The 14,546-nt window shown below is 68.2% G+C and carries 15 protein-coding genes; 8 read left to right on the forward strand and 7 right to left on the reverse strand.

Translation table 11 applies throughout. From position 1 onward, the window contains the following. Nucleotides 1-120: 120 nt before the first annotated feature. The 5 genes from hemF (at nucleotide 121) to M6E97_RS25115 (ending at nucleotide 4,883) form a co-directional block, all read left to right on the forward strand. Nucleotides 121-1,038, forward strand: a complete 918-nt coding sequence (gene hemF, locus M6E97_RS25095) for an oxygen-dependent coproporphyrinogen oxidase (protein WP_003097311.1) — start codon at nucleotides 121-123, stop codon at nucleotides 1,036-1,038. A gap of 57 nt (nucleotides 1,039-1,095) precedes the next feature. Beyond that, on the forward strand, nucleotides 1,096-1,920 hold the full coding sequence (aroE, locus tag M6E97_RS25100) for a shikimate dehydrogenase (RefSeq protein WP_003097314.1): 825 nt from the start codon (nucleotides 1,096-1,098) through the stop codon (nucleotides 1,918-1,920). 110 nt (nucleotides 1,921-2,030) lie between these two features. Further along, nucleotides 2,031-3,017 carry a phospholipase gene (locus tag M6E97_RS25105; protein WP_003097316.1) on the forward strand — a complete coding sequence of 329 codons (987 nt, stop codon included), beginning with the start codon at nucleotides 2,031-2,033 and terminating at the stop codon, nucleotides 3,015-3,017. Further along, nucleotides 2,998-4,284 (forward strand): peptidylprolyl isomerase, encoded by a 1,287-nt coding sequence (locus M6E97_RS25110; RefSeq protein WP_003142206.1) that lies wholly within the window; start codon nucleotides 2,998-3,000, stop codon nucleotides 4,282-4,284. Before M6E97_RS25105 ends, M6E97_RS25110 begins: the two co-directional genes overlap by 20 nt. Then, on the forward strand, nucleotides 4,281-4,883 hold the full coding sequence (locus M6E97_RS25115; RefSeq protein WP_003131389.1) for a hypothetical protein: 603 nt from the start codon (nucleotides 4,281-4,283) through the stop codon (nucleotides 4,881-4,883). The genes M6E97_RS25110 and M6E97_RS25115 overlap by 4 nt, the downstream gene beginning before the upstream one ends. Nucleotides 4,884-4,886: 3 nt before the next feature. Here the strand turns inward: M6E97_RS25115 and M6E97_RS25120 are convergent, their stop codons facing one another. From M6E97_RS25120 to betC, 3 genes are read right to left on the reverse strand one after another with little or no spacing between them, the layout of a single operon-like run. Further along, nucleotides 4,887-6,440 (reverse strand): SulP family inorganic anion transporter, encoded by a 1,554-nt coding sequence (locus M6E97_RS25120; protein ID WP_033938272.1) that lies wholly within the window; start codon nucleotides 6,438-6,440, stop codon nucleotides 4,887-4,889. A gap of 4 nt (nucleotides 6,441-6,444) precedes the next feature. Further along, nucleotides 6,445-7,368 carry a choline ABC transporter substrate-binding protein gene (locus M6E97_RS25125; RefSeq protein ID WP_023100067.1) on the reverse strand — a complete coding sequence of 308 codons (924 nt, stop codon included), beginning with the start codon at nucleotides 7,366-7,368 and terminating at the stop codon, nucleotides 6,445-6,447. 16 nt (nucleotides 7,369-7,384) lie between these two features. Further along, complete coding sequence (gene betC, locus M6E97_RS25130) at nucleotides 7,385-8,896, reverse strand: choline-sulfatase (protein ID WP_033938273.1); 1,512 nt, start codon at nucleotides 8,894-8,896, stop codon at nucleotides 7,385-7,387. Between the two features lie 112 nt (nucleotides 8,897-9,008). Here betC and M6E97_RS25135 point away from each other — a divergent pair, with 112 nt between their 5' ends. After that, nucleotides 9,009-9,923 (forward strand): choline sulfate utilization transcriptional regulator, encoded by a 915-nt coding sequence (locus tag M6E97_RS25135; RefSeq protein WP_003122286.1) that lies wholly within the window; start codon nucleotides 9,009-9,011, stop codon nucleotides 9,921-9,923. 10 nt (nucleotides 9,924-9,933) lie between these two features. Beyond that, nucleotides 9,934-10,311, forward strand: coding sequence for a DOPA 4,5-dioxygenase family protein (locus M6E97_RS25140; RefSeq protein ID WP_003114635.1), 378 nt, complete (start codon nucleotides 9,934-9,936; stop codon nucleotides 10,309-10,311). On the opposite strand, the gene M6E97_RS25145 is transcribed toward M6E97_RS25140, so the two are convergent. The 4 genes from M6E97_RS25145 to trpB form a co-directional block, all read right to left on the reverse strand. Then, nucleotides 10,290-10,655 carry an Hpt domain-containing protein gene (locus M6E97_RS25145; RefSeq protein ID WP_003097330.1) on the reverse strand — a complete coding sequence of 122 codons (366 nt, stop codon included), beginning with the start codon at nucleotides 10,653-10,655 and terminating at the stop codon, nucleotides 10,290-10,292. The genes M6E97_RS25140 and M6E97_RS25145 overlap by 22 nt on opposite strands. A gap of 7 nt (nucleotides 10,656-10,662) precedes the next feature. After that, nucleotides 10,663-11,286 carry a response regulator transcription factor gene (locus M6E97_RS25150; RefSeq protein WP_003111192.1) on the reverse strand — a complete coding sequence of 208 codons (624 nt, stop codon included), beginning with the start codon at nucleotides 11,284-11,286 and terminating at the stop codon, nucleotides 10,663-10,665. Nucleotides 11,287-11,471: 185 nt separating this feature from the next. Next, a complete protein-coding gene (gene trpA / locus M6E97_RS25155; RefSeq protein ID WP_003120671.1) occupies nucleotides 11,472-12,278 on the reverse strand; it encodes a tryptophan synthase subunit alpha in 807 nt (268 codons plus the stop codon). Beyond that, on the reverse strand, nucleotides 12,275-13,483 hold the full coding sequence (gene trpB / locus M6E97_RS25160) for a tryptophan synthase subunit beta (RefSeq protein ID WP_019484351.1): 1,209 nt from the start codon (nucleotides 13,481-13,483) through the stop codon (nucleotides 12,275-12,277). Before trpB ends, trpA begins: the two co-directional genes overlap by 4 nt. Before the next feature lie 103 nt (nucleotides 13,484-13,586). On the opposite strand from trpB, the gene trpI reads away from it, so the two are divergent. After that, the gene (trpI, locus tag M6E97_RS25165) at nucleotides 13,587-14,474 is read left to right on the forward strand and encodes a trpBA operon transcriptional activator TrpI (protein WP_003111191.1); all 888 of its coding nucleotides are present in this window, start codon (nucleotides 13,587-13,589) and stop codon (nucleotides 14,472-14,474) included. Nucleotides 14,475-14,546 lie beyond the last annotated feature (72 nt).

Raw genomic sequence — 14,546 nt, forward strand, 5'->3', positions numbered from 1 at the left:
TCCAAGCCTTCCCCTTGACGGCCGTCAAGCGCCGGCTACCCATCCAGGGTGGTATGCTTGCGCCCTCGTTTCGTCGCCAGCCCGCGCCCCGCGCGGCCTCCCCGCTCCAAGGTGAACTCCGTGACCGACCGTATCGCCGCTGTCAAAACCTACCTGCTCGACCTGCAAGACCGCATCTGCGCCGCCCTCGAGGCGGAGGACGGCAAGGCCCGCTTCGCCGAGGACGCCTGGGAGCGTCCGGCCGGTGGCGGCGGACGGACGCGGGTAATCGGCGACGGCGCATTGATCGAGAAGGGCGGGGTGAATTTTTCCCACGTCTTCGGCGATAGCCTGCCGCCCTCGGCCAGCGCCCATCGGCCGGAACTGGCCGGGCGCGGTTTCCAGGCGCTCGGCGTGTCGCTGGTGATCCATCCGGAAAACCCCCACGTGCCGACTTCCCATGCCAACGTGCGTTTCTTCTGCGCCGAGAAGGAAGGCGAGGAGCCGGTCTGGTGGTTCGGCGGCGGCTTCGACCTGACCCCCTACTACGCCCACGAGGAAGACTGCGTGCATTGGCACCGGGTCGCTCGCGACGCCTGCGCGCCGTTCGGCGCGGACGTCTACCCGCGCTACAAGGAATGGTGCGACCGCTACTTCCATCTCAAGCACCGCAACGAGCCGCGCGGCATCGGCGGCCTGTTCTTCGACGACCTCAACCAGTGGGACTTCGACACCTGCTTCGCCTTCATCCGCGCTATCGGCGACGCCTATATCGACGCCTACCTGCCGATCGTCCAGCGCCGCAAGCACACGCCATTCGATGAACGGCAGCGAGAGTTCCAGGCCTATCGTCGCGGTCGCTACGTGGAGTTCAACCTGGTCTTCGATCGTGGCACCCTGTTCGGCCTGCAGTCCGGCGGCCGTACCGAATCGATCCTGATGTCGTTGCCGCCGCAGGTGCGCTGGGGCTATGACTGGAAACCCGAGCCGGGCAGCGAGGAAGCGCGCCTGACCGAGTATTTCCTCGCCGACCGCGATTGGCTCGCCGGCCAGCCCTGACCCGCCCGCAGGGGACGAGTCCGCTCGTCCCGTCCCACCCCGGCAAAGGAACGACCCATGGACCGCTACTGCGTATTCGGCAACCCCATCGGCCACAGCAAGTCGCCGCTGATCCACCGCCTGTTCGCCGAGCAGACCGGCGAGGCGCTGGTCTATGACGCGCAGCTGGCGCCGCTGGACGATTTCCCCGGGTTCGCCCGGCGCTTCTTCGAGCAGGGCAAGGGCGCCAATGTCACCGTGCCGTTCAAGGAAGAGGCCTATCGTCTGGTGGACGAATTGAGCGAGCGGGCCACCCGGGCCGGGGCGGTGAACACCCTGATCCGCCTGGCCGACGGTCGCCTGCGCGGCGACAACACCGACGGCGCGGGCTTGCTGCGGGACCTGACGGCGAACGCCGGGGTCGAGCTGCGCGGCAAGCGGGTTCTCCTGCTCGGCGCCGGCGGTGCGGTGCGCGGGGTGCTCGAACCCTTCCTCGGCGAGTGCCCGGCGGAGTTGCTGATCGCCAACCGCACGGCGCGGAAGGCCGTGGACCTGGCCGAGCGATTCGCCGATCTCGGCGCGGTGCGCGGCTGCGGTTTCGCCGAGGTCGAAGGGCCTTTCGACCTGGTCGTCAACGGCACCTCGGCCAGTCTTGCCGGCGACGTGCCGCCGCTGGCGCAGAGCGTGATCGAGCCCGGCCGTACCGTCTGCTACGACATGATGTATGCCAAGGAACCGACCGCCTTCAACCGCTGGGCCGCCGAACGCGGTGCGGCGCGTACCCTGGATGGCCTGGGCATGCTGGTGGAGCAGGCCGCCGAGGCATTCTTCCTCTGGCGTGGCGTGCGTCCTGCCTCGGCGCCGGTGTTGGAGACGCTGCGCCGGCAATTGGCAACTGTCTGAGTTGTCAGGCCGCATTTGAGACGTACGTCTCAAATCGGTTTCCATCTGACATGTAGGAATCACAAAACCGGGTTAAGACTTCAGGCTTCACTCACTCTCGAGCGCTGCCGATGAAAACCTTCGCCCGCCTGGCCGCCGGTCTCTGCATCTGCGCCATCGCCAGCCAGGCCAACGCCTGGTCGCAACCGACCCACAAGAACATCGTCAAGGACGCCCTGGCCTTCATGAACTCCTCCTACGCCACCGAGGAGATGCGTCAGGCCTACCGGTTCTACGTGAGCGCCGCCGGCAGCGAGGCGCAGGCCGGGGAGATCCTCGGCCAGGCGGCCTTCGACGTGGACGACTTCAAGGACACCCGTCTCGGGGGCTGGTGGGTCGGCTACGAACACGCGCCGCTGTGGGGCGCGGCTTCGGGCATCGTCAACTACACCTCGTACTGGCACTTCCTCAACCTGGCCCGCGACGGCGACTCCCATGGCAACCCCCACGGCGGCTACGACTACCGCTACCACAAGGTCGACGGCGGCATCGCCGACGTCGACTGGTACGCCATGGTCTATCTCTACAACCGCGAGCTGAAGCGCGAGGACTTCGACACCACCGAGGCGCACTACCGCCAGGGCACCCGCTCGGACTGGCAGGAGCACTACGGCGACTTCCAGACCGCCGCCTTCCAGCCGATCGACAACCTCGCCACCTACTGGTTCGAGCAGTTCCGCGCCGCGCCTTCGCTGCAAACCATCGGCTATGCCCTGCACGCCACCGGCGACGTGGCCCAGCCGCACCATGTGTGGATCACCTCGGCCAACGGCCATTCCAGCTGGGAAGGCTGGGTCGACGACCACTACGCCAGCGAGAAGCTCAACGACCCGGCGGCGGTGGCCAACCTGGTGGGGCGCTACGATCCGAGCAAGAGCATCCGCGACCTGCTCACCCAGACCGGCCAGGTCGCCTACGCGCGTCCCGAGCCGCTCTACGACACCAGCTACGAGACGCGCCTGCGGGTGGCGAAGGAGCTGATTCCCGAGTCCATCGCCCTGACCGTCACCGTACTGACCAAGGGCGCCAACAGCTTCGATGCACAGACTGCTCTCTGACCGCGCTCGGGGCTGGCGTCGCGCACTGTGCGGGGTCGCCTTCGGGCTGCTGGCGTGGAGCGCCCATGGCGTCCCCGCCAAGGCGCCGCAGGATCTGCGGATCGACGGCGAGGTGCTGCCGGGGAAAAGCGTCGACCTGCTCGAGCAGGCCTTGTCGCGGGTCAAGTTCAACACCGACCCGCAGCAGTTGCGCCGTGGCCTGGTGGAAAACCGCCTGCTGGCACGCGCGGTGGAAGACCAGCTCACCGCGCAGAGCCGCGCCGATCTCGACGCCAGCGTGGAGATCGAGGCCGGCAACCTGCTCGAACAGGTATACGGCAGGCGCTACCGCGAGGACCTCGGGCCATACCTGCGCCAGCCCCGGGCCCTGAGCGCGGAGCGTTTGCGCGAGGTGCTGGCGCCGAGGAGCCGCGGCCTGGTGGAAAACAGCCTGCTGCTGGACGAGACGCAGCGCCGCGAGGCGGCCGGGGTCGAGCTGATCGGCTGGCAGTTTCCCGGCCAGCCGGCACAGGTCCTCGACCTGCTATCGCTGTACGAAGGCGACAACGTCCAGGGCCAGGTCGAATTGCAACAGGGCAACCTCGCCTACCTGGCGCGCCAGGTCCAGACCCGCATCCGCCGCGACTACCTCTGGTACCGCCTGGCCCGGGACGGCTTCGGCCCGGCAGAGCGGCAGGGCGTGAGGACCCTGGTGCGGGACAAGCTGGTGCGCCATCGCTATCTGCACCAGATCGGCCTCTACAGTGATTTCCACCATGAGTCCGATGCGCTGCGGGAACTCGCCGGCAAGGTCAGCGACAAGGACGCCGAGGCCTACTATCGGCGCAACCTGGAGCGTTACCGCAACGTCGCGCAGGTGCAGGCGGCGCATATCCGCCTGGCCGACCAGGCGAGCGCGGACAAGGTCTACGCCGAGTTGCGCAACGGCCTGGCCTTCGACGAGGCGGTACGCCGCTATTCCCTGGCCGACGACAGGGACCGCGACCCGCCCGGCGACCTAGGCCTGATACGGCCCCAGGACGGCCGGCTCGACCTGCTGCGCAAGACTGCGCTGATCCAGAAGGCCGATACGGTTTCCCAGCCGATGCGCATCGACGGCGCGTTCGAGATCGTCCGGGTGCGTAGCCGCGAGGATCGCCAGTTGCCCCTCGACGACCGCAGCGTGCGCTTCGAGGTGAACCAGGCGGTGGCGCGCGAGCAACTGGCAGCACAGTTCGAGACGCGCCTGCGCAACCTGCTGGCCGGCGCCAGGGTGGAAGGCCTGTGAAGCGCTGGCTCGGCGTTGCCCTCGGCTGCAGCGGGCTGGCGATCGCCCTGGCCTGCGCCGGCGTGTTGCTGGCGCCCGCCGATATGGCCGCTTCCTCGTCTTCTCCGCCGCCAGCCAGGACGGTTGCGGCGCTGCCCGCGGTCGACGACCGTCCGCCGCCGCTGGCGCCGGTACGATCGCAAGCGGTGGCACCGGCGTACGAGGCGGAGCCGCCGGCGGCGGAACTGGATCGCGAGCAGGCGATCCAGTTCATGCAGATGCTGCGCGACGAGGGCGACCCGCGCAGCCCGCCGCTCGGCGGCCTGCAACCACGCCAGGGCGCGACGGCTCAGGAGCTGGCCGATCCGAAGCAGTACCAGGCCTTCGAGGAACGACAGACCCGCGAACTGGTACAGGCCTACACCAGCGGCGTACAGCAGATACCGGAAATCCGCGCGCGGATCGAGGCGGCCGAACAGGGTGGCGAGCGCAGCGCCGAGGAAATCGACGAGGCTCGCGCCGCCCTTGGACAGTTGGAGATGATGCGCGACAAGCTGCAGCGGGAATCGCCGCAACTGCTGCCCGGCGACAGCGCACCGACATCGCCGGCGGCGCCCTGAGCGTCAGCCTTCGTAGTGCAGGCGGCAGCCTTCGTCGGCCTGCCGGCCCAGCGCTTCGCGGACCTGCGGGCGAGCGTGGCGCAATACCAGGCGGCGTCCCTCGGCGTGCAGGCGCCGGGCTTCCTGCTGCAACAGCACTGCGCCGGCGAAGTCGATGAAGTTCACCTGGCGGGCGTCCAGCACCAGCCGTGGCCTGTCGCATTGGCGCATGAGGCGTTGCAGGTAGTCGCAGGCGCCGAAGAAGATCGAGCCTTCGATGCGTAGCACTTCTTCCTCGTCGTTGCGCTGGCGCAGTACGCGTGGTGTCGAGGTGCGCCGCAGGTAGAAGAACAGCGACGCCAGCACTCCCGCGTAGATGGCGTTCTGCAGCGGCAACAGCAGCGTGGCCAGGGCGGTTAGGCCGGCCACCAGGCATTCGGCGCGGCCGCTGCGGTAGAGCGCACGGAGCGCCGGGCGGTCGATCAGGCCCCAGGCGATCAGCAGGATGCCTGCGGCCATCGCCGGCAACGGTACATGTTCGATCAGGCGCGCACCGAGCACGGCCAGCAGGGCCACCCAGAGCGCCGAAAACGCACCCGCCAGCGGGGAGCGTGCACCAGCTTCCAGATTGAGCCCGGAGCGGGTGAAGGAACCCGCCGACAGGCTCGCCGACAGCCAAGGCCCGAGCAGGTTCGACAGACCCTGGGCGCGGACCTCCTGGTTGGCATCGAACGCGTCTCCCTGGCGCGCGGCCAGGGCGCGGGCGATCGACAGGCTGGTGACCAGCCCGAGCATGCCGCAGGCCACCGCCGCAGGTAACAGGTCGAGGATCGATCGGGACTCGAAGACCAGCGGATTCCAGCCCGGCAGTGCACTCGATAAGGCCTGCACATGGGCTACCGAGGCGAAGGTCCCGGGTAGCGCCCAGACCAGCGTGGCACCGCCCAGCAAGCCAAGCAGCAGGGCCGGCCAGCGCGGTCGCAGGCGCCTGACCAGCAGGCTGAGCGCGAAGCTGAAGCCGCCCACCAGCAGCGATGGGCCATCGAACTCGGCGAACCGCGCCAGCAGCCGCCAGCCGTTTCCCGGTGCTGCGCCCTCCCCGCTCGCGGCCAGGCCGAGAAGATAGGGCAGTTGGCCGAGGACGATCAGCAGCGCCGCGCCAAGGGTGAAGCCGAGCATCACCGAATGCGAGACGAAATTGACCAGCGACCCGACGCGCAGGACGCCGAGCAGCCACTGGAAGGCGCCGGCGAGAAAGGTCAGCAGCAGCACGGCCTGGACGTATTGCGGGCTGCCCAGCGGCGCCAGCGGGGCCACCGAACTGAACAGCAGCACCGAGATCGCCGCGGTGGGACCGCTCACCAGGTAGCGCGACGAGCCCCACAGGCAGGCGATCGCCACTGGCAGCATCGCCGCGTACAGGCCGTACTCCGCTGGCAGGCCGGCGATCAGCGCATAGGCCATCGATTGCGGCAGTGCCAGGATCGCGCCATTCAGGCCGACCCAGGCCTCGCGCCCGAGCGTGCCCCGGCGCAGCCCCGGTAGCCAGGCGAGGAACGGCAGCAGGCGCGTCCACATGGCGCTATGGCTGGCTGCGAACCGCGGCCAGGGCGTCGCCGCCGTCGCGGCTGGTCACCCCTTGCAGCCAGGCCTCGAGCACCCGCGGGTTGGCCTTGAGCCAGGCGCGGGTCGCCGAGGCCGGAGTCGCCGTGCCTTCCAGCGCGTCGCTCATCAGGCGGTTCTCCATGTCCAGGTCGAAGCGCAGGTTGGCCAGCAGCCGCGCCGGGTTCGGGCACTGCGCGGCGTAGCCCTTGCGTGCCAGGGTATAGACCTGGCCGCGGTCGCCGAAGTACTGCTCGCCGCCTTCCAGGTAGCGCAGGTCATGGCGGATGTTCATCGGGTGCGGCGTCCAGCCGAGGAACACCAGCCAGCGCTGGCGCTTCTCGGCCCGGCCGAGTTCGGCGAGCATCGCCTGCTCGCTGGACTCCACCAGCTTCCAGTCGCCGAGGCCGAACTGGTTGGCGTCGATCATCTTCTGGATCGACTGGTTGGCCGGCGCGCCGGAGCCGATCCCGTACAGCTTGCGGTTGAAGCGTTGCCCTTGCGCGGCGAGATCTTCGAAGCGGTGTACGCCGGCGTCCCAGACATAGCGTGGCACCGCCAGGGTGAAGCGGGTGCCGTCGAGGTTGCGAGCGAGGCGTTCGACCTGGCCGCTGGCGACGAACTTGTCGTGATAGTCCTGGTGCGCGGGCATCCAGCCGCCGAGGAAGGCGTCCACCTGGCCGTCGCGCAGGCCGCCATAGATGATCGGCACCGACAGGGTATCGATCTTCACCTGGTAGCCGAGGCTTTCCAGGAGAAACGCGGCGGTGGCGTTGGTCACCGCGATATCGCTCCAGCCTGGATCGGCCAGCCTGACGCGGGCACAGGCGGGGTCTTCGGCGTATAGCGAGGCGCTGCCCAGGAACAGGGTGGCGGCCAGCAGGCAGGTGGGAAGCCGGTTCATGGAAGTGCCCTCGTGCTCAGGGTTGCGGGAAGCGCGCGCGGCGCTCGAGATCGTCCAGGTCGATATGGTTGCGCATGTACTGCTGGCTGGCGTCGACCCACGGCTGGTGGTCCCAGCTGGCCAGCCGCCCTCGCGCCAGCGCGGCGGCCACCAGGCGTCGGCGGCGCTGGCTGTCGAGTACGGCGCGGGTGATCGCGGGGATGTCCCAGCGTCGCCGGGCCTCGTCGAGGAACGCCTCGAACGTTCCGCGGTAGGCCGGACTGGCGGCGAGGTTCTCGCGCTCCTGCGGGTCGTTGCGCAGGTCGTAGAGCAGGCAGGGGTCCTGCTCGGAGTAGATGAACTTGTAGTCGCCGCGGCGGATCATCATCAGCGGGCTGAGGGTGCCCTCGGCGGTGTATTCGCCGATCACCTCGTCATGCCCGCTGCCATCGCGCAGGTGCGGCAGCAGCGAGCGGCCTTCCAGCGGCAGGCGTGGATCGACCTGGCCGCCGGCCAGCTCCACCAGGGTCGGCAGCAGGTCCACGGTGGATACCGAAGCGCCGATGCGGCGCGGCGCGAAGCGCGCCGGCGCATGGACCAGCAGCGGCACGCGCGCGGCCATCTCGAACCAGTGCATCTTGTACCAGAGGCCGCGCTCGCCGAGCATGTCGCCATGGTCGCCGGAGAACACCACGATGGTGTCGTCGGCCAGCCCGCATTCCTCCAGGGTCGCCAGCAGCGCACCGATCTGCGCGTCGACGTAGCTGCAGGCGCCGAAGTAGGCACGCCGGGCGGCGCGGATGCGCTCCTCGGGCATTGGCTTGTCCCACAGGTCGATGACCTTCAGCAGGCGTTGCGAATGAGGGTCCTGCTCCTCCTGGGCGAAGCGCTGGCGCGGCAGCGGGATGTCCTCGTCGCGGTAGAGATTCCAGTAGCTCGCCGGGATGCTGTAGGGGTCGTGCGGATGGGTCATCGACACGGTCAGGCAGAATGGCTGGCCGGCGTGCTGGCGAACATGGTCGTAGAGGTACTGGCGGGCCTTGAACACCACCTCCTCGTCGAAGTCCAGCTGGTTGGTGCGCACGCAGGGACCGGCCTGCAAAACCGAGGACATGTTGTGGTACCAGCTCGGGCGCACCTCCGGCTCGTCCCAGTTCACCGCCCAGCCATAGTCCGCCGGATAGATGTCGCTGGTCAGGCGTTCCTCGTAGCCGTGCAACTGGTCGGGACCGCAGAAGTGCATCTTGCCCGACAGCGCCGTGCGATAGCCGAGGTTGCGCAGGTAGTGGGCGTAGGTGGGGGTATCGGCGGCGAAGTCGGCGGCGTTGTCCCAGGCGCCGATGCGGGTAGGCAAGCGACCGCTGACCAGGGTGAAGCGCGACGGCGCGCAGAGCGGGCTGTTGCAGTACGCCGAGTCGAACACCACGGCCCGTTCGGCGAGGCGCGAGAGGTGAGGCATGCGCAGCACCGAGCGCGGATCGTGAAGCGGCAGCAGCGGCGCGGCCATCTGGTCGGCCATGATGAACAGGATGTTCGGCGAGGTCTTCATCGGGCGGCTTATCCCATGCGATTGGGTTATGCGATAGTGCTGCGTCGATCATCAGTGCATCGAAATCCCTGGTAAACCGCATGGGGCTGGATGCGTTGGATAAGCCTGGCTTATGGGAGAACGCCTCATGCCGCTGTCCCTCGACCTGCTCCGGGTATTCGAGTCCGCCGCCCGCCAGCTCAGCTTCACCGCTGCCGCCGAGGAGCTGGGGACCACCCAGCCTGCGGTCAGCCAGCAGATCAAACGCCTGGAGAAAGAGCTGGCGACCCCTCTGTTCCAGCGCGTCCATCGAGGCATCGTGCTCACCGACGCCGGCCAGCTCCTGCTCCGCCACGTGGCCGCCGGCCTCGAGACGATCGATGCCGGCATCGCCGCGCTGGGCGCGCGCCAGCGCCACGAGGTGCTCCAGGTGGCCACCGACTACGCCTTCGCTGCCTACTGGCTGATGCCGCGCCTTCCGCGCTTCCACCAGGCCCATCCGCACCTGGACGTGAGCCTGGTGACCAGCGAGCGCGGCCTGGCCGGCCAGCGCGGCGATATCGACGTGGCGATCCTGTTCGGCGACGGTCGTTCCAAGCACGGCGAAGCGCACCGGCTGTTTCGCGAGGAGGTGTTCCCGGTCTGTAGCCCGCGGCTGGTCGAGGGATTGCAGTTGCCGCTGGCCAAGGCGCACCTGGCGCGCCTGCCGATGCTGCATCTGAAGCCGGCGCAGCACGCCCGCTGGTTCGACTGGCCGGCGTTGTTCGAAGCGTTGGCCATCGATCGGCAGCCGATTCCGGCGGTGCTCAGCTTCGACAACTACACCTTGCTGATCCAGGCGGCCATCGCCGGCCAGGGCGTGGCCATCGGCTGGCGCCACCTGGTCGACGGCCTGCTCGAACAGGGGCTGCTTTGCCGGCCCATTGGCGAGAGCTGCCTGTCGCGATACGGGTACTATGCGGTATTGCCGGAGCGCAAGCGGCGCCAGCGGCTGGTCGACGGTTTCGTCGACTGGCTGCAGGCCGAGTTGCAGGCCGGCGGCGCTTGAAGAGGTGACGATGAACGAGTATTCCACCCCCCGCATCCAGGGCTTCCATGCTCACGTCTATTTCGATGCGCAGAGCATCGAGCGAGCCCGCGCCCTTTGCGAAGAGGCGGCGCGGCGCTTTCCGCTGAAGATGGGGCGGGTCCATGAGCGGCCGGTAGGGCCGCATCCGGACTGGAGCTGCCAGCTGGCATTCGCTCCCGAGGTGTTCGGCGAGCTGGTGCCCTGGCTGGCCATCCATCGGCAGGACCTGGTGGTGTTCATCCACCCGGTCACCGGCAACGATCTGCTCGACCATCGCGACCGAGCCATCTGGATGGGAGCCATTCGCCCGCTGGACCTGTCGATCCTGGACGAAGGCCCGCAACGCTATGACTTCGCCGTGCCTTGAGGCGCGGTCATCGTCATCCAGTCGTGCAGTTCGCATTGCAGCTCGCCCAGTGCCGTCACCAGGTCGTCGACGGCATCGGCGAGCTTGCGCACGGAGCTTTCGCCGCAGGCGATCTCCAGTTGGTGGCAGGCGCGTTCCACGGCGTGGGCGTGGATCAGCGAGGCCATGCCCGCCAGGCGGTGCGCCAGCTCGTTGAGTTCCTGGGTCTGCTCGCGCTCCTGGGCGCGTCGCAGCTTGCGGGTGTCTTCGTTGTTGCTGGTCATCAGCTGCGCGACGAGCAGGCGGCTGATCTCCGGTTGGTTGGCGCGGTCGCCCAGGGCGGCGGTCAGGTCGAACGTTCGCATGGGATCCTCAGATCAGCTCGTGGCGGCGGGCGAAATCGATCAGGCCGGCCAGGGAATGGGCGTTGAGTTTCAGCATGATGCGTGACTTGTAGGTGCTCACGGTTTTCTCGCTGAGGAACAGCTGCTGGGCGATGGCCTTGTTGGTATTGCCGTTGGCCAGGTACTGCAGCACGGTCATCTCGCGGTCGGAAAGGCTTTCCAGCATGCGGGCCTCGTTGTCGCGGCTCTGCTGGTTGATGCTGCGCAACGCCCCGGTGGGGAAGTGGATGTAGCCGGCCAGCACGGCCTTGGCGGCGAGCAGCAGCTCGGAGAGGTTTTCCCTTTTGCTGACGAAGCCCATGGCGCCGGCCTGCAGGCAGCGCGGGGCGAACTGCGCCGGATTCTGCCGGGTCAGGACCAGGACCTTGGTGTCCAGCTTCAGGGACTTCAGGCGGGCTATCACTTCGAGACCGTCGATCTTGGGGATGCCGATGTCCAGGATGGCCAGGTCGGGAGACTTCTTGCGGGCTACCTGCAGGGCTTCGGCACCGTTGTCGGCCTCGCCGACGATGGTGAAACCGTCGCGCTCGAACAGCAAGCGCACGGCCAGGCGGATAGCGGGATGATCATCGACGATCAGCACCTTACTCATGCGAACCTTCTTTGAATGCGTTGGCTATTTGGGTGAGGCGCTATTCAAGGCTTCGGCAGAGTCGGCGGACAATAAGACGTTTCTGAAAGTGACCGTGAATTTTTCCTCACGGTTCTGGCAGCGTGCAACGCAAGGCCAGGCGCAGCGGGTTGCCTGCGCCTGGCGAATGCCGCTGTCAGGGTCTGTCAGCGTGCGTTGCGCACGCCTTCGGCCAGCTCGCCGCACAGGGCGAGGACATCCTTGACCGCCTGGGCATTATCGCGGGCCTTGGCGATCCGGTCGATCAGCGCCGAGCCGACCACCACGCCGTCGGCCAACCGCGCGACCGCGGCGGCGTGTTCGGCGCTGCGGATGCCGAAGCCGATACCGATCGGCAGGTCGGTATGCCGGCGCAGGCGCGCCACCGCTTCCTCGACGTGCTCCAGGGTCGCCGCGTTGGCGCCGGTGACGCCGGCCACCGACACGTAGTAGACGAACCCGGAACTGCCTTCGAGCACCGTCGGCAGGCGCTGGTCGCCGGTGGTCGGGGTGGTCAGGCGGATGAAGTCGAGGCCGGCGGCCTGGGCCGGGTGGCAGAGGTCTTCGTTGTGCTCCGGCGGCAGGTCGACCACGATCAGGCCGTCCACCCCCACCTCCTTCGCCTCGGCGATGAAGCGTTCGACGCCGTAGTGGTGGATCGGGTTGAAGTAGCCCATCAGCACCAGGGGCGTCTCACTGTCGCCGCTGCGGAATTCGCGGACCATCTGCAACGTCCTGGCCAGGGTCTGGCCGCCTTCGAGGGCGCGGATGTTGGCCAACTGGATGGCCGGGCCGTCCGCCATCGGATCGGTGAACGGCATGCCCAGTTCGATCACGTCGGCTCCGGCCGCCGGCAGGCCTTTGAGGATTTCCAGGGAAGACGCGTAGTCCGGGTCGCCGGCGGTGACGAAGGTCACCAGGGCGGCGCGGTTTTCCTGCTTGAGCTGGGCGAAGCGGGTCTGCAGGCGGCTCATGCTTTCGACTCCTGTTGCATGTGGTGCATGACGGTCTGCATGTCCTTGTCGCCGCGACCGGACAGGTTCACCACCATGATGTGCTCCTTGGGCAGGCTGGGCGCACGCTTGAAGACCTCGGCCAGGGCATGGGAGCTTTCCAGCGCCGGGATGATGCCTTCGAGGCGGCAGCAGGTGTGGAAGGCCTCCAGGGCTTCGTCGTCGGTGATCGAGGTGTACTCGACGCGGCCGGTGTCGTGCAGCCAGGCGTGTTCCGGGCCGATGCCGGGATAGTCGAGGCCGGCGGAGATGGAGTGTGCGTCGATGATCTGGCCATCCGCGTCCTGCAGCAGGAAGGTGCGGTTGCCGTGCAGCACGCCGGGAACCCCGCCGTTCAGGCTGGCCGCGTGCTTGCCGGTGTCGATGCCGTGGCCGGCGGCTTCCACGCCGACGATCTGCACCCCGGCGTCGTCGAGGAACGGGTGGAACAGGCCCATGGCGTTGGAGCCGCCGCCGATGCAGGCGATCAGCGAATCGGGCAGGCGCCCTTCCTTCTCGGCCAGTTGCTCGCGGGTTTCCTTGCCGATCACCGCCTGGAAGTCGCGGACCATCGCCGGGTACGGATGTGGGCCGGCGACCGTGCCGATCAGGTAGAAGGTGCTATCGACGTTGGTCACCCAATCGCGCAGCGCCTCGTTCATGGCGTCCTTCAGGGTACCGGTGCCGGCGGTCACCGGGATCACCTCGGCGCCCAGCAGCTTCATGCGGAAGACGTTGGCCTGCTGCCGGTCGATGTCGGTGGTGCCCATGTAGATCACGCACTGCAGGCCGAAGCGCGCGGCGACGGTGGCGGTGGCCACGCCGTGCATGCCGGCGCCGGTCTCGGCGATGATGCGTTTCTTGCCCATGCGCCGGGCCAGGAGGATCTGGCCGATGCAGTTGTTGATCTTGTGCGCGCCGGTATGGTTCAGCTCCTCGCGCTTGAGGTAGATCTTCGCCCCGCCGCAGTGCTCGGTCAGGCGCTCGGCGAAGTACAGCGGGCTCGGCCGGCCGACGTAGTCGCGCTGGAAGTAGGCCAGTTCCTCCTGGAACGCCGGGTCGTCCTTGGCCTTCTCGTACTCGCGGGCGAGGTCGAGGATCAGCGGCATCAGGGTCTCGGCGACGTACTGGCCGCCGAAGCGGCCGAACAGGCCCTTGGCGTCGGGGCCGTTGCGATAGGAAGTCATGGAGGGCTCCAGGAAATGACGTATGGGCAGAATCTAATCCCCCCGCCGGGCAAAAGAAACCGATAAGATTGCGCCAACCTGTCAGGAAAACTCACGAATAGCCATGAGCCGCGACCTGCCCTCCCTGAATGCCCTGCGCGCTTTCGAAGCCGCTGCCCGGTTGCACAGCATCAGCCTGGCGGCCGAGGAACTGCATGTTACCCATGGCGCCGTGAGCCGGCAGGTGCGGTTGCTCGAGGACGATCTCGGGGTGGCCCTGTTCGGCAAGGATGGACGCGGCGTAAAACTCACCGATTCCGGCGTTCGCCTGCGTGACGCCTGCGGCGATGCGTTCGAGCGACTGCGTGGCGTCTGTGCCGAGCTGCGCCGGCAGACCGCCGAGGCACCGTTCGTCCTCGGCGTACCCGGCAGCCTGCTGGCGCGCTGGTTCATCCCGCGGCTGGACCGGCTCAACCGTGCCCTCCCCGACCTGCGCCTGCAACTGTCCACCAGCGAGGGCGAGTTCGATCCGCGTCGTCCCGGCCTGGACGCCATGCTCTGGTTCGCCGAGCCGCCCTGGCCGGCGGACATGCAGGTCTTCGAACTGGCGCCCGAGCGCATGGGCCCGGTGGTCAGCCCGCGCCTGGCGCAGGAAACCGGCCTGGCCCAGGCGCCCGCCGCGCGGCTGTTGCAGGAGCCGCTGCTGCATACCGCCTCGCGACCCCAGGCCTGGCCGGCCTGGGCCGCGAGCCAGGGGCTGGCGGCGGAGGCGCTGCGCTATGGCCAGGGGTTCGAGCATCTCTACTACCTGCTGGAAGCGGCGGTGGCGGGCCTCGGCGTGGCCATCGCCCCGGAGGCGCTGGTCCGCGACGATCTCGCCGCGGGCCGCCTGGCGGCGCCCTGGGGCTTCATCGAGACCGACGCGCGCCTGGCCCTGTGGGTACCGGCGCGCCTGCACGATCCGCGTGCCGGGCGCCTGGCGCAATGGTTGCGGGAGCAGTTGGCAGGCTGAGCGCTGGCGATTTGCTGCACTTTTCCGGCTCGGCTAGTGTCCATTGAACAGAGGCGCCCGTCGGGCGCGAAG

The organism is Pseudomonas sp. B111, assembly GCF_026428275.1.
Classification (GTDB): domain Bacteria; phylum Pseudomonadota; class Gammaproteobacteria; order Pseudomonadales; family Pseudomonadaceae; genus Pseudomonas; species Pseudomonas aeruginosa.

Bases quoted from the DNA above. Each gene is read 5' to 3' on its own strand.
- trpI (WP_003111191.1), top strand. From the start codon at position 13,587: ATGAGCCGCGACCTGCCCTCCCTGAATGCCCTGCGCGCTTTCGAAGCC.
- trpA (WP_003120671.1), bottom strand. From the start codon at position 12,278: ATGAGCCGCCTGCAGACCCGCTTCGCCCAGCTCAAGCAGGAAAACCGC.
- M6E97_RS25105 (WP_003097316.1), top strand. From the start codon at position 2,031: ATGAAAACCTTCGCCCGCCTGGCCGCCGGTCTCTGCATCTGCGCCATC.
- M6E97_RS25150 (WP_003111192.1), bottom strand. From the start codon at position 11,286: ATGAGTAAGGTGCTGATCGTCGATGATCATCCCGCTATCCGCCTGGCC.
- M6E97_RS25135 (WP_003122286.1), top strand. From the start codon at position 9,009: ATGGGAGAACGCCTCATGCCGCTGTCCCTCGACCTGCTCCGGGTATTC.
- M6E97_RS25120 (WP_033938272.1), bottom strand. From the start codon at position 6,440: ATGTGGACGCGCCTGCTGCCGTTCCTCGCCTGGCTACCGGGGCTGCGC.
- M6E97_RS25110 (WP_003142206.1), top strand. From the start codon at position 2,998: ATGCACAGACTGCTCTCTGACCGCGCTCGGGGCTGGCGTCGCGCACTG.
- aroE (WP_003097314.1), top strand. From the start codon at position 1,096: ATGGACCGCTACTGCGTATTCGGCAACCCCATCGGCCACAGCAAGTCG.
- M6E97_RS25145 (WP_003097330.1), bottom strand. From the start codon at position 10,655: ATGCGAACGTTCGACCTGACCGCCGCCCTGGGCGACCGCGCCAACCAA.
- betC (WP_033938273.1), bottom strand. From the start codon at position 8,896: ATGAAGACCTCGCCGAACATCCTGTTCATCATGGCCGACCAGATGGCC.
- trpB (WP_019484351.1), bottom strand. From the start codon at position 13,483: ATGACTTCCTATCGCAACGGCCCCGACGCCAAGGGCCTGTTCGGCCGC.
- M6E97_RS25125 (WP_023100067.1), bottom strand. From the start codon at position 7,368: ATGAACCGGCTTCCCACCTGCCTGCTGGCCGCCACCCTGTTCCTGGGC.
- M6E97_RS25140 (WP_003114635.1), top strand. From the start codon at position 9,934: ATGAACGAGTATTCCACCCCCCGCATCCAGGGCTTCCATGCTCACGTC.